This window comes from Chryseobacterium hilariae (assembly GCF_051400735.1).
Lineage (GTDB): Bacteria > Bacteroidota > Bacteroidia > Flavobacteriales > Weeksellaceae > Chryseobacterium.
Genome location: NZ_JBLFFJ010000001.1, coordinates 1,209,147 through 1,222,908, shown reverse-complemented (window position 1 = coordinate 1,222,908; position 13,762 = coordinate 1,209,147). Strand labels below are relative to the sequence as shown.

The following is a 13,762-nucleotide window of genomic DNA, read 5'->3' as shown; positions in this document are numbered from 1 at the left end:
AATGCACCAGATTAGAAACTATCCAAAATTAGCACATATTGTTTTGGGTAGTTTTTATTATATGATTTCCAGTTATTTTAAATATAATTTCATTCTTTCTTCATACTCTGGCTTTAATTTTAAAAGCTTCAGAATTTTCTTATCATCCGTGTAGGTAGCCCGGTAGAATATGATCTTATCAGCAGAATATTTGAAGTAGGGATGATCTTTCAGCCATTCTTCAGGGGCTTCTGTTAAAGTATATTTAGGAACATTTGAAACATCTAGCGGAGCAATAGAAAATAATTTTTGAACCAAATTTTTATCAATATTATAGGTATCTAAAATTTGTTGTTTATTAACGAAACCTCTCAGTTTTTTTCTAAATCCGATCATCGATCCGGCACTTTTTTCATCCAAACCAAATTCCAGCAATTGCCTGAATGTGATCCTATTTAAATCAACTTTTGAAAAATCAGTTTCCTGTTTTTGAACCTTATTCGTGCTCGTATTGAGTTTAATATAAGGACTTAATTCCTGGAACTTTTCCGGAGAAATAACAAAGCATTTCTTTATATCTTCGAGTGATTTGAAACTTCCTCTGAGATTTCTGTCCCTGTAATTGATAATTGTATTCGCCTGTTTTTCAGAAAATCCTAAACCTTTCCATCCATCCAGGTCCAAACTATTGGGGTCAAATGAATGATGCTGAAAAGTAGATTTTATGGCGTACTGATTACCGGACTTTCTAAAATTGTCAGGTGTTTTTACCGGAAGCAGTATATAGGGCTCAAGCTTGCTGTAATTTTCTGAAGAGATGATAAAACATTCTTTGAATTTTTCCTTGCTTACAAAACTTCCACCCAAATAATTCCTGTATTTTAAGATAGCCTTAGCCTGCTTTTCACTGAAACCCATCTTCATCCATTCCGAAGCAGAAAGCCCATCCGGATTAAACTTTTTAGAAACATAAATTTCTTTCTTGTTATTCGTTTTAAACTTTTCAAAGTGGCTGTCTTTGCCATTTGCAGGAAGCAAAATAAAAGAATTCAGCTCCGTAAATTTTTCTTCAGAAATTGCATAGCATTTTTTGAGCTGTTCTTTTGATGTAAATTCACCTCCTACAATCTTTTTGTAGTTAAGAATCGTAGAAGCCTGCTTTTCAGAAAATCCTAAACGCATCCATTGCTTTTCATCCAGATCATTAGGGTCAAAATCAGTCAGGTTGTGAGCAGCAGAGTTTTCCGCAATGAATTTTACTTCAGGAAAATCTTCTTTTTCCCGGCTGGTATACTTCTGAAATGCCAAAAGGACGATCAAAAGCATTCCCATGAATGCCAGTTTCCGGTAATAATTTTTTCTCATCATCCAGTAAACTTATCAATAAAAAAAAGCTGAAGCAATGATGAAAAGCAGAAACGATCGATTTATCAAGTAAATTCAATATAAGCACTTGATAAAATAAATGGAAATATATTGTATGCTAAAATAATTTAAAGGATACTTAGAATCAATAAGTTACATTATTGTAAAAAGAACGACAACGAAATCACGAAACAGGACCAGAATCTACTCCAAAATAGAAATTCTAAAAAAATTAAAATTATTCAGAATCTCTGTCCGCCAGAGAAGCCTTCAGTTTCTGAAGCTCGGCTTTTATAAATTCAAGACGGTCAATGATGGTAACTGTTTCAGAAATTTTACTGTTGGTCGTCAGAGCAATCCTTGCTCCATCCAGCGTATAGCCTTTTTCTTTTACCAGATGGTAGATCATCTGCAGGTTCTTGATGTCTTCAGGAGTAAAGTAGCGGTTGCCTTTCTTGTTCTTTTTAGGTTTGATAATAGGAAATTCCTGCTCCCAATAACGTATTAATGAAGTATTTACATCGAAAGCTTTTGCCACCTCTCCAATGGAATAATACAGTTTGTCAGGTAAATTTATTTTCATTGTTACAAATCCTAAAAGCCAAAGATAAAAATTTTTTAACCTCGGATGCAAATTATACAGCTTCTATTCCTGTCTTCCGGATAATATCAAAATTTCCGGATAAGGAATTGATAAAAATCTGTCTTTTTATGAAGCTTGTTTTTTCTCTCTTTTTACAGTACTTTTATACAATAACTACGTCTGTATATTATCAGTAATGAATTCTATCTCCGTTCTTCATATTGACCTTTTTCAGTCCGGCAGGAACACCTCTCATTTTTATTTCAATACGATGAAAGAACATCTGGTGGTAGGGCACCGGCATATTGAAAAGCCACATCGGCATGATTTCTATGCTGCCGTTCTTTTTACCAAAGGACAAGGAATTCATGAGATCGATTTTCAAAAATATGATGTTTCTGAAGGGAGCCTTTTTTTTCTTTCTCCCGGACAGATCCACAGCTGGGAGCTTTCAGAAGATATTGACGGGTATATTTTCTTTTGTTCACAGGAATTTTACGAAATGCATTATGTGAACCAGAAATTAAGAAACTTTCCTTTTTTCGGTTCCGTATCTTTTCCCAGGAAGCTGCAGCTGGACGCTGATGAGCTGATAAAAAACAAGATTTTATTTCAGGAGCTGGGAAGAGAGTACCAGTCCCAGAATCTTATGAAAGAAGGGCTGATCCTTTCATTAATGTCTCAAATTTTTATTAATTCAGCAAGGCTGTTTTCAAAAGAAATCGACAGCCAGTCTTCTTCCGCGAGCCTTTCTTATTTTAAACATTATCAGGATTTTGAAAACCTGATCGAGCAACATTTTACCGAACAGAAATCAATCTCTTATTATGCATCACTGTTGGGAATTACTCCAAAGCACCTGAACCGTATTGCACAGACCGTTGTTCAGAAAACGGCAACCGATGTTATCACTGAAAGAGTAGTGCTGGAAGCTAAAAGGATGCTGATGTACCTTGATGAAAGTCTTGTGGAAATCGCTTTCAGGCTTGGATATGAAGAATATTCCTACTTTGTAAGAGTATTCCGGAAAAGCTCCGGAATGACTCCTACTCAGTTTATGAGAAAATATAAGGTTTAAAATTAAAGGAAAGATGAAGGAAGGCTGAAAACTGAAGTCATTGACGTTCTCTTTTACAACAAAAGTTTAAACGGTCCTTCAAACGTCGTCTCAAAAGAATCCAGCATTTCTCCTTTTTCATCAAAAACACCGATCACCATATTCTGTTTGGAAAACTTAATATCTTCTTCAGGGAAAGTAATATTGATATTTCCTTTCAGGATTTCGTCACCTTTCAAAATGATTTTTTCAGAACCAAAATAAGTGATCTCTGCATGAGCAGGAGTCATTACTTTAATAGTCAGGGTCTTCTTCTCATTGGATTTATTTAAAAGCGTATAAATAAAAGTATTGGTGATCTTTCCGTCTTTAATAAAGAATGTAGAGCCTGCCGGCTTGATGAATTTAGCTTCCATAGATCCACGGTCGTACATTAAGAATCCTAAAAATCCGATCAGCAGGGCCAGAAATACTGTAGTTGCCTTCATTCTAGATGTAAATCTGAAAGCTTCCCGGTTTTCAATTTCTGCTTCCGTAGCATAACGGATCAGTCCTTTTGGAAGTCCTACCTTATCCATTACCTCATCACAGGCATCGATGCAGGCTGTACAGTTTACACATTCCAGCTGCTGGCCGTTTCTGATGTCAATACCTGTAGGGCACACCACAACACACTGATGGCAGTCTATGCAGTCTCCTTTTCCGGTTGCTTTACGGTCTTCATTATTTCTCCATTTTGAGCGGTTTTCACCTCTTTTGAAATCATAGTAAACATTAATGGTCTGCTTGTCTATCAATACGCCCTGAAGCCTTCCGTATGGGCATACCAAGGTACAAACCTGTTCGCGCAGCCAGGCGAAAACAAAGTAAAATGTCATCGTGAAAAATATCATCACAAGGAATTTTACAGAATGAGCCTCAGGCCCTTCCTTCATGATCCGGAATACTTGTTCGTATCCTACAATGTACATGAACATGAAATGGACAATGATTAGTGAGATTAATGCAAAAACAGACCACTTCAGTACTCTTTTTCTTATCTTTTCTGCATTCCATTCCTGTCTGTCCAGTTTCATCTGCTTATTTCTGTCACCTTCTATCAAATATTCAATCTTTCGGAACACCATTTCCATGAAAAGCGTCTGCGGACACAGCCAACCACAGAATATTCTTCCGAAAACTACTGTAAATAACATAACGAAGATTACGGAAGTTACTGCACCTAATGCAAGAATAAAGAAATCCTGCAGGTAAAAAGGCTGCCCGAGGATAAAAAATCTCCTATCGATCACATTAATCAGAAGAAAAGGATTACCGTTGATCTTTACAAATGGCAGCCCAAAAAATATAGCCAGCATAAGAAAACCTGCATAGTTCCTGTAGTTGGTATACTTTCCTTTTGGTTTCCGGGGAAATACCCATTTTCTTTTCCCCGTTTCATCCATGGTTCCTACCGAATTTCTAAACGTCTCATTTTCAAATTCTACAAATTTGTCGCTGCTTGATTCTGCACTCATTGCGGTACTTTTGTTAAGTTAAAAAGTATTAAGGTGATATTTTGAGGCTGGATCAAACTGTTTTTCAGTCAGTTTTTAAGAGGATAAAAATAGTGTTGATCTTACCGTAGCAAAGGTCCGGATAAAACTATTTTTCAACTAATACCATCTGCTTCAAAAATAGGACAATTGAGACATTTTTGTTTTAAATTTTATTATATCAAAATGAGTAAATGTATTGGGATGTTATGACTGATATTGTAACTTGCAGTCTTTAAATAAATGAAGAATGAAAAAGATAGGTTACATAAGTGTAATTGGTTTGGTTTTCGCATTGGTAAACTGTCAATCAGTAAATTATAACAAAATGTTTTATGAAGGTGTGCAGCCGGAGAAGATTTCGGATCAGTTCAGTTTTACAGAAGGACCGTCTTCGGATCAACATGGGAATGTTTATTTCACTGACCAGCCCAACGACAAAATCTATTATTGGGACTGGAAAACAAATAAGATCATAGAGTTTTTAGGAAAAACAGGGAGAGCAAACGGCACTCACTTCGATAAAGACGGAAACCTCATCACCTGTTCCGATGATCAGGGTGAAATCTGGAAAATTTCAAAAGATAAAAAAGTAGAGGTGGTCCTGAAAGGGTTTCAGGGAAAAAGGCTGAACGGACCTAATGATATATGGAATGATTCAGCCGGAGGAATGTATTTTACAGATCCTTTATATGAAAGAGATTACTGGGTAGATTTTAAGCAGGAAATTGCTCATAAAAGCCTTTATTACAGATCCAAAGAAGGAAAAACAGTCAAGCTTGAAACTTTTGTGCAGCCCAACGGGATTGTTGGAAGTGAAATGTTTAATAAGCTTTATGTTTCGGATATTGATGCCGGGAAAACCTACGTTTATGATATTCTTGGTGAAGGAAAGCTCTCTGAAAAACGGCTGTTCTGTGAAATGGGCTCAGACGGTATGACGCTGGATAAACACGGAAACCTTTATTTAACGGGAAAAGGAGTTCATATTTTCAACCGTCACGGGAAAAAGCTGTACCATATTCCTATTGAAGAAGACTGGACGTCTAATGTAACTTTTGGAGGGGAAAATAATGATATTCTGTTCATTACGGCCTCAAAATCTGTTTACAAGCTGCCAACTAAAGTAAAAGGAGTAAAATAATGTCATTGCGAGGAGCGTAGCGATGCAGCAATCTCTAGTCGTATACTAAATCTGTGCAATTCTTGGGAGCTTAAAGAAAGAACAGCACTAATTTTTGTGTTTTTTTTGAGATTGCTTCACCTTCGGTTCGCAATGGCCAAAATAAAAAAAGAGAAGTCCATAACGGGCTTCTCTTAATATTCTTAAAGGCTTAATACTAACTTAATGGTTCAGATTAATAAGCCACTTCCATTTTGACTTTCTTGCCCTTCAGTTTTTCATTGCTTAATTTCTTCAGAACAAAGCTTACTTTATTTCTGGAAACTGCCACATAAGAAGTTGTGTCTTTCACTTCAATGATACCGATATCTTCTTTCTGCAGTTCCCCTTTTTTAATAAGGTATCCTACAATATCCACTTTATTCACTTTGTCTTTTTTGCCGGCACTGATATAAATGGTCTGGAAAGGAGTTTTCTCCGGAACTTTATTAAAACCGGCTACACTCTCTTCCGGTGTATTGCTTTTAATGAACGGGAAATTTTCATCTTCGGTCATGATCAGGTAAGCAAAACCTTTCGCATTCATTCTTGCTGTACGGCCGTTTCTGTGGATGAAAGCATCTTCTTTCGGAGGAAGCTGGTAATGAACGATAGATTCTACTTCGGGAACATCTAGGCCACGGGAAGCCAAATCTGTAGTGATTAAAATTCTTGCAGAATCATTCCTGAATTTCAAAAGGGCACGTTCTCTTTCATCCTGTTCCATACCGCCATGGAACGTTTCTCTGTCGATTCCTTTTTCCCTTAAAAGTTCAGAAATACGGTCTACAGCTTCACGGTGATTACAGAAGATCAATGTTCTTTTGTTCCCGATCTTGCATATTAAATTAAAAAGAGTATCCAGTTTTTCCTCAGAAATAGTCATTACTTTTCGTAACTGGATATCCGGTTTTACTTCGCTTAATTTTAGAAAATCAATGATCTTTTCATTTTTTAACCCTGTAAACTTTGGAATTTCATCCATCGCAGTTGCTGAGGTTAAAATTCGTTGTGAAAGGCCTTTCAGCGAACCGGAAATATATTCCATATCTTCATGAAAACCCAGTTCCAAAGCCTTGTCAAACTCATCCAAAACCAAAGTTTTGATCGTTTTGGGGTCAAAATTGTTGTTCCTCAAATGATAAGCAACCCTTCCAGGTGTTCCGATGAGAACTGCCGGAGCTTCAATTAAATTATTAACCTCAATTTTTTTATCATGACCGCCATAGCAGACAGAAACTTTATAATCTGTTCCCATCGATTTGAAAACCTGCTCAATCTGCAATGCCAGTTCTCTGGCAGGAACTAAAATTAATGCCTGGATTCCTGAAATATCCTTTTTAAGGTTTCGAAGAACAGGAAACAAAAAAGCGAGCGTTTTCCCTGAACCGGTAGGAGACAGCAAAACAACATCCGTATTGTTTTCAGTAGTTTTATATGTAGATTTCTGCATCTGATTCATGTCCTGAATCTGCAGTTTTTGATAAATTGATTCTAATTCCATTTTGCAAAGATAATGAATTTAGAGAGCAAGTTTGGAGTGGAAGAATGTGAGGGTTTTAGAGCGGAATCGTTTTTGAGTTACGAGTACGGAGTAGGAGAGTCTTAGAGTGGGAGGGTCTTGGGGTTCGAGAGTTTGAGGGTTTCTGGTTTTTGGATTCAAGTTTGAGTTTTAGAATTGAAGAATGTACATCCCGAAATATTGAATGAAGGACAAATATCTGGTGGCTGAGGCACTCGAAGCCACCAGTAGTCATATGTTGTATCTCACGTCTGAAATCTAACGTCTTGCATCTGCCATCTATTTCAACCTGCTCAGCATCTCTTTCCCTCTTAATAAAGTCACAGGATAGGCTTCATCAGAATTAGCTATGGCTTTCTCATAAAAGTCTTTTGCCATACTTTTATTTCCTTGAGTAAAATTAATAAAACCTGACATTTCGTACATGAAATTACGGAGTTTGAGATCTTTTTCTTCTTTATCTGACAGATATTTTAAAAGTTTTCCTGCGGAAGTGAGCCTGGTGTCTTTGTATGGTTTGATATCATATCCATTAGGTTTGCTGAACCAGTAATCCCACATAGCACCGTTATTATGTTCGTTCCATGAATATTTAATCAGCTGTAAGGCCACTTCAAGTAGAGCAGGATCCAGGTTTTTATTTTTCGGATCTGCTTTCTCACTTTCTGCAATATACCGGTCGATAGTGATTTCTATACCTTTATCCTGCATTTCCTGGAAAACAGATTCCTTAAGATATAAAGGATGATTCTTAGAAAAATTTTCATAGGCGAATGAAATAGGAAAATGATCGGCAAGATTTTCTATGTGGTAGCCTTTTTTCAGTTCAGATTTTAAATCAATTTTATAGACAGTATTGTAATCGTGAAAAAGATAGACGTAGATGATTCCTTTTTTAAGATCGCAGATAGTAGAATACAGAGTGTTCAATTCTCCTTCCTGATGGGTTTTGTCCAAAATATTTTTCAGGAAATCGATATTGTTTTCCTTAGAACCGGAAAGCATTTCGTTGGCAATGTCAGGCCTTCTGCATGACAGCTTTCCATTAATCATATTACAGTTTGAATTCACCTGAAAATCACCATTCTTTTCTATGATGCCTCCGGGAGTGATCACGATAGAATTTCCTTCTTTATCGGCTAATAAAACTTTAGCAGATATTGCATAATCATATTGCTTAAGGATAACCATGGCTTCTTTTACCGTTTTGCATTTTCCTAATATTTCCCACATCAGGTCTCCTTTATAAGGATTTTTTAGGTTTAATTTACTCAAATCATAATTAGCAGCTGCAAAATCATAAAAGAGTCCGTATTCATTCATTGCAGCTGCAGCCTGCATATCGGGAGCTCCGAAACAAACGGATCCATAACGGTTCTTGGTAGCAGGATTATACCAGATCCTTGTAAAAGGAGTGACATCATCTTCATTAGCTGCGGCAAATGTTTCTCCTCCTCTTGAACAGGAAAAAATAGTACATGCTTTTATGGAATTATTGTATGAAAGCAAAATAATTAAAGCTAAAAGGAATATTTTGTGCATGGCTCTGACTGTTAAAGAGTTTGATTTATATCAGGCTCTCTTTTAAAAACAATTCAGCTGGTAAATGTATTACACTGGGCTTGAATTTCTATTTGATTTTATAGTAAAGAAAAGAGGTTTAAATCCGTTGTTAATATTAAAAAATAGTTGTATCTTTGCACCCACTTTTTGTGTGAAAGGTTTGAAAGGTAAATTATTAAAAATTAATTACTTCCGTATTTTTTAGATCCACATTTATTCAGACCATTAAAAAAGAAGGAATACAAATTTTATTAGAAAATGTCAAAAGAGACAAATTCAGCAGAGGTTTTATTAAACCAAAACGTAGCACCGGAACAATTTGATTGGGATTCATTCGAGTCAGGTCTTGATGCAGACGCAAGAAAAGAAAAGAGCGATTTAGAAGAAATCTACAACGGATCTTTAAGCAGTTTAAATGATAACGACGTTATCACTGGTAAAGTTGTAAGATTAACTGATAAAGAAGCTATCGTTGACATCGACTTCAAATCAGAAGGTGTTATTTCTCTTAACGAATTCCGTTACAACCCAGGTCTTAAAGTAGGTGACGATGTGGAAGTAATGGTAGACAGAAGAGAAGACAAAACCGGACAATTACAGTTATCTCACAGAAAAGCTAGAACGCTTAAAGCTTGGGATAGAGTAAACGAACTTCACGAAACTGGAGAAATCGTTAACGGTTTTGTTAAGTCTAGAACTAAAGGAGGTATGATCGTTGACGTACACGGAATCGAAGCATTCTTACCAGGTTCTCAGATTGATGTTAAGCCAATCAAAGATTACGATCAGTTCGTAGGTAAAACTATGGAGTTCAAAGTTGTGAAAATCAACCCTGAGTTCAAAAACGTAGTGGTATCTCACAAAGCATTGATCGAAGCAGATATCGAAGGTCAGAAAAAAGAAATCATCGCTCAGCTTGAAAAAGGTCAGGTTCTTGAAGGTACTGTTAAGAATATTACTTCTTACGGTGTATTCATCGACTTAGGAGGTGTTGATGGATTGATCCACATTACAGACCTTTCTTGGTCTAGAGTGAACCACCCATCTGAAATCCTTGAGGACGGACAGACTGTAAAAGTTGTTATCCTTGATTTCGATGATGAGAAAACAAGAATCCAGTTAGGTATGAAGCAATTAGAAGCTCATCCTTGGGATGCTCTTTCTGCTGACATGAAAGTTGGTGACAAAGTAAAAGGAAAAGTAGTAGTTCTTGCTGACTATGGCGCATTCGTAGAGATCGCTCCAGGTGTAGAAGGATTAATCCACGTTTCTGAAATGTCTTGGTCTACTCACTTAAGATCTGCAGGAGACTTCGTGAAGGTAGGTGATGAAGTAGAAGCTGAAGTATTAACACTAGACAGAGAAGAGAGAAAAATTTCTCTTGGTATCAAGCAGTTATCTAAAGATCCATGGGAAAATATCGAAGCTAAGTATCCGGTAGGATCTCAGCATGTAGGAACTGTAAGAAACTTCACTAACTTTGGTGTATTCGTAGAGTTAGAAGAAGGAATCGACGGATTAATCTACATCTCTGATCTTTCTTGGACTAAGAAAATCAAGCACCCATCTGAATTCTGTGCAGTAGGTGATAAATTAAACGTTATCGTTCTTGAATTAGACATCCAGGCTAGAAGACTATCTTTAGGTCACAAGCAGTTAACTGAAAACCCTTGGGATAAATTCGAAACTAAATATGCTGAAGGTACTATCCACGCTGGTAAAGCTGTAGAGGTTCACGATAAAGGAGCTTCTGTACAGTTCGAAGACGTAGAAGTAGAAGCTTTCTGCCCGTCAAGATTATTAGAGAAAGAAGATGGATCTAAAATCAAGAAAGGTGAAGATGCTCAGTTCAAAGTAATCGAATTCAACAAGGAATTCAAAAGAGTAGTAGTTTCTCATACAGGAATCTTCAGAGACGAAGAGAAGAAAAATATGAAAGACTCTGCTTCTAGAAACGTATCTTCTTCTTCAAACAATGAAGAAAGATCAACTCTTGGAGATATCGATGCATTAGCAGAATTGAAAAGAAAAATGGAAGAGGGTAAATAATCCTTTAACTCCATTGAATAATGAAGCCGCTCATTTGAGCGGCTTTTTTTGTTATTCAGATTTACCAGCTCAAATTAATCCTGTAGATATAAACAGGCTTTTTAAGAAGATAAATAATAGCTGAATTGTGAAAATGATAAAATACTATTAATGGTTGTTTCCTTCGAAATAATATTTATTTATTAAATAATTTTCAAAAAAATAAATTAATTGTGAATTATTTGTAAATTAGCGGCTTTATTAGTAAAAATGAAAAAAATAACTCTACCTCTTTTATTTGCTACATTCGTAGTATTTCCTTCCGCTTTATTTTCACAAGATAATGATAAGCTGGTTAAAGATTATATTTCTCAAAATAGAATCAGAGAATATAAAAAAAATGACCTTACCAATTTCGTCATTGATAATGTTGATCATTCAAAATCAATGAATGGAGAAGTTGTGAAGTTCTTACAAACCTATAATGGCCTTCCGGTATACAGTTCTGTGGGAACAGCTCTGATTAAGGATAATAAGATTGTCTATTATACAGATAATTTTGTAAAAGATTATACTGCATCTACATCACGCAATGCTGCAATCAATAAACATACGGCTCTTCAGAAAATCGCTGAGGAACTGAAGAATCCTGGCATTGCTGATTTTACTATTCTGGAATATCTTGAAAAAAGTAATAAACGGGCTACATCAGCAAATCAGAGATTGGTTTATACAAATGACGGAAATGGTAATTTACGCCTGGCGTATGAATATACTCTGGCAGAACCTAAATCTCCAAATTATTGGAACATTTTAGTGGATGCAAATGATGGAAAAATATTGGTAAAAAACAATCTGACCTTATCATGTAATTTCCACCCTGAAGCGTTTGCTTCGGATGCAGATCATAACCATGCAGATCATTTCGAGAATACACTCATGGGTCCTCAAAATAATACAGCACAAAGTAACGCACCTTTATTTACTCCTGATAATGCATCATATAATGTATTTCCTATGCCGATAGAAGCACCTACTTTTGGAGCAAGATCAATCATCAGTAATCCTTGGGTACTGAATGCTTCTCCTGAAGGGTGGCATTCCGACGGTACTACCCATTATACGGTTACAAGAGGAAATAATGTTTTTGCATATGAAGACGTTGCAGGAACAGCCTTAACAATAGCCCCGGATTATTTACCAGGAACTCCTGCTGAGGGCGGGGCAACAAGAAATTTTAATTTCCCTTTCAATCTTAATGACCTGCCTGTAAATAACAGGAATGCTTCAATTACTAATCTGTTTTATCTGAACAATAGGATTCATGATGTTTTCTATCAGTTTGGATTTACAGAATCTGCCAGAAACTTTCAGCAGAATAATTTTGGAAAAGGAGGAGTAGACGACGACTCAGTGTATGCGGAAGCCCAGGATGGAGGGGGTACAAACAACGCCAACTTCTCTTCGCCTCAGGATGGTTATAATCCCAGAATGCAGATGTATCTTTGGTCATCTGTAGGAAGAGTATTTTTTTATAATGCACCGGGTACTGCTGTTTCCCGTACACCGGGAGCGGGAACTGCACAGTTTGGTAACCCTCTTACTTTTACTGGAACTACCGGAAATGTTAAGCTGTCACCAGTTTTGGACGGTTGTACAGCCTTACCGGCAGGATCACTTGCCGGAAATATAGGCTTGGTGGAAAGAGGAACATGTGCTTTTGCCATTAAAACAAAAAATCTTCAGGATGCCGGTGCCATCGCAGCTGTGATCTATAATAATCAGGCCAACGGTGCTACTTTAAGTAATATGTCAGGAACAGACGCTACGATTACTATTCCATCTGTACTTATTGCTTATTCAGAAGGAGAATATATCAAAACTCAGCTTTCCGCAAATACAACGGTAAACGTTACATTAAAATCGAACATGACACCGGATGGAAGCTTTGATAATGGAATTGTAACTCACGAATATGGCCATGGAATTTCCAATAGAATGACAGGTACAGGATATGCGTGTTTAAATTCAAACGTGAGTAAAGAGCAAATGGGAGAAGGATGGTCGGATTTCTTTGCATTGATGCTGACAAACAAGGCTGGTGATAATGCGGGTGTCGCCAGAGGTATGGGGACTTATGTAGGTGGGCAGGCAATCACAGGCTCTGGAATCAGACCTGCTAAGTATTCACCGGATTTTTTAGTCAACAATTATACTTACGGAAGAACAAATGGTATGGAATATACGAACCAAAATGGCAATATTGTACCGGATGTACACTCTATTGGGTTTATTTGGGCAACGATGCTTTGGGATCTTCATTGGAAATATGTTGCAAAATATGGCTATTCTTCAGACGTACTGGCAAATACAACGAACGGAAGCTCAAGAGTATTACAGCTTGTTACGAATGCATTAAAGCTCCAGGCATGTAACCCTAGCTTCATAGAGGGCAGAGATGCGATATTGGCAGCAGAACAAGTGGCTACTCAGGGACAGGATAAATGTATGATCTGGCAGGTTTTTGCAAAAAGAGGTTTAGGCGTAGGCGCAACAGCAGGACTTAAGAACAATATCAATGATCAGGTAGAAAGCTTTGCTTTACCAGCTGAATGTGCAGTATTGGGTACCGAAGAGGTAAAGTCTGCTAAGGAAAATCAAATTTCTATCTATCCAAATCCTGCTAAAGATGAGTTTTACATCAGCTTCCCAAGCAGCACCATTGGAAAAGTAAGTCTGGAAATCTATGATATGTCAGGAAAACTGGTATCTTCGGAAGATAAGATTTCACCGGATGCTAAAAAGGCGGTTTCTACAAATAACCTGGCAAACGGAACCTATATGGTAAAAGTTAAAGGCCTTGGTTTCGAAGCAGCTTCCAAAGTAATCGTTAAGAAATAATACTTAAACCATTAACTATAAGAATCGCCGCAAGCAAAGCTTGCGGCGATTTTATTTATCTATCAAA

The 13,762-nt window shown here is 36.9% G+C and carries 9 protein-coding genes; 4 read left to right on the top strand and 5 right to left on the bottom strand.

Features of this window, described 5'->3' with window-relative positions; translation table 11 throughout:
• Positions 1–72: 72 nt before the first annotated feature.
• Together ACMGDK_RS05635 and ACMGDK_RS05630 are read right to left on the bottom strand one after the other, a co-directional pair.
• Positions 73–1,347: a hypothetical protein gene (locus ACMGDK_RS05635; protein ID WP_436807028.1), complete on the bottom strand. Its 1,275-nt coding sequence runs from the start codon at positions 1,345–1,347 to the stop codon at positions 73–75.
• Positions 1,348–1,582: 235 nt separating this feature from the next.
• Positions 1,583–1,927: a MerR family transcriptional regulator gene (locus ACMGDK_RS05630; protein ID WP_034704939.1), complete on the bottom strand. Its 345-nt coding sequence runs from the start codon at positions 1,925–1,927 to the stop codon at positions 1,583–1,585.
• A 196-nt stretch (positions 1,928–2,123) separates the two neighbouring features.
• Between ACMGDK_RS05630 and ACMGDK_RS05625 the strand changes: the two genes are divergently transcribed.
• Positions 2,124–3,005 carry an AraC family transcriptional regulator gene (locus tag ACMGDK_RS05625; RefSeq protein ID WP_436807027.1) on the top strand — a complete coding sequence of 294 codons (882 nt, stop codon included), beginning with the start codon at positions 2,124–2,126 and terminating at the stop codon, positions 3,003–3,005.
• A gap of 53 nt (positions 3,006–3,058) precedes the next feature.
• On the opposite strand, the gene ccoG is transcribed toward ACMGDK_RS05625, so the two are convergent.
• Positions 3,059–4,501, bottom strand: a complete 1,443-nt coding sequence (gene ccoG, locus ACMGDK_RS05620) for a cytochrome c oxidase accessory protein CcoG (protein WP_436807026.1) — start codon at positions 4,499–4,501, stop codon at positions 3,059–3,061.
• Between the two features lie 268 nt (positions 4,502–4,769).
• Between ccoG and ACMGDK_RS05615 the strand changes: the two genes are divergently transcribed.
• Positions 4,770–5,663 (top strand): SMP-30/gluconolactonase/LRE family protein, encoded by an 894-nt coding sequence (locus tag ACMGDK_RS05615; RefSeq protein ID WP_436807025.1) that lies wholly within the window; start codon positions 4,770–4,772, stop codon positions 5,661–5,663.
• 214 nt (positions 5,664–5,877) lie between these two features.
• Here ACMGDK_RS05615 and ACMGDK_RS05610 read toward each other — a convergent pair whose 3' ends face one another.
• Both ACMGDK_RS05610 and ACMGDK_RS05605 read right to left on the bottom strand, forming a co-directional pair.
• Complete coding sequence (locus ACMGDK_RS05610) at positions 5,878–7,185, bottom strand: DEAD/DEAH box helicase (RefSeq protein WP_436807024.1); 1,308 nt, start codon at positions 7,183–7,185, stop codon at positions 5,878–5,880.
• A gap of 297 nt (positions 7,186–7,482) precedes the next feature.
• On the bottom strand, positions 7,483–8,745 hold the full coding sequence (locus ACMGDK_RS05605) for a C45 family peptidase (protein WP_436807023.1): 1,263 nt from the start codon (positions 8,743–8,745) through the stop codon (positions 7,483–7,485).
• 279 nt (positions 8,746–9,024) lie between these two features.
• Between ACMGDK_RS05605 and rpsA the strand changes: the two genes are divergently transcribed.
• Positions 9,025–10,815, top strand: a complete 1,791-nt coding sequence (gene rpsA, locus ACMGDK_RS05600; RefSeq protein WP_116012919.1) for a 30S ribosomal protein S1 — start codon at positions 9,025–9,027, stop codon at positions 10,813–10,815.
• A 249-nt stretch (positions 10,816–11,064) separates the two neighbouring features.
• Positions 11,065–13,695 (top strand): T9SS-dependent M36 family metallopeptidase, encoded by a 2,631-nt coding sequence (locus ACMGDK_RS05595; RefSeq protein WP_436807022.1) that lies wholly within the window; start codon positions 11,065–11,067, stop codon positions 13,693–13,695.
• Positions 13,696–13,762 lie beyond the last annotated feature (67 nt).

Bases quoted from the DNA above. Each gene is read 5' to 3' on its own strand.
- ACMGDK_RS05610 (WP_436807024.1), bottom strand. From the start codon at position 7,185: ATGGAATTAGAATCAATTTATCAAAAACTGCAGATTCAGGACATGAAT.
- ACMGDK_RS05625 (WP_436807027.1), top strand. From the start codon at position 2,124: ATGAATTCTATCTCCGTTCTTCATATTGACCTTTTTCAGTCCGGCAGG.
- ACMGDK_RS05630 (WP_034704939.1), bottom strand. From the start codon at position 1,927: ATGAAAATAAATTTACCTGACAAACTGTATTATTCCATTGGAGAGGTG.
- ACMGDK_RS05635 (WP_436807028.1), bottom strand. From the start codon at position 1,347: ATGATGAGAAAAAATTATTACCGGAAACTGGCATTCATGGGAATGCTT.
- ccoG (WP_436807026.1), bottom strand. From the start codon at position 4,501: ATGAGTGCAGAATCAAGCAGCGACAAATTTGTAGAATTTGAAAATGAG.
- ACMGDK_RS05615 (WP_436807025.1), top strand. From the start codon at position 4,770: ATGAAAAAGATAGGTTACATAAGTGTAATTGGTTTGGTTTTCGCATTG.
- rpsA (WP_116012919.1), top strand. From the start codon at position 9,025: ATGTCAAAAGAGACAAATTCAGCAGAGGTTTTATTAAACCAAAACGTA.
- ACMGDK_RS05595 (WP_436807022.1), top strand. From the start codon at position 11,065: ATGAAAAAAATAACTCTACCTCTTTTATTTGCTACATTCGTAGTATTT.
- ACMGDK_RS05605 (WP_436807023.1), bottom strand. From the start codon at position 8,745: ATGCACAAAATATTCCTTTTAGCTTTAATTATTTTGCTTTCATACAAT.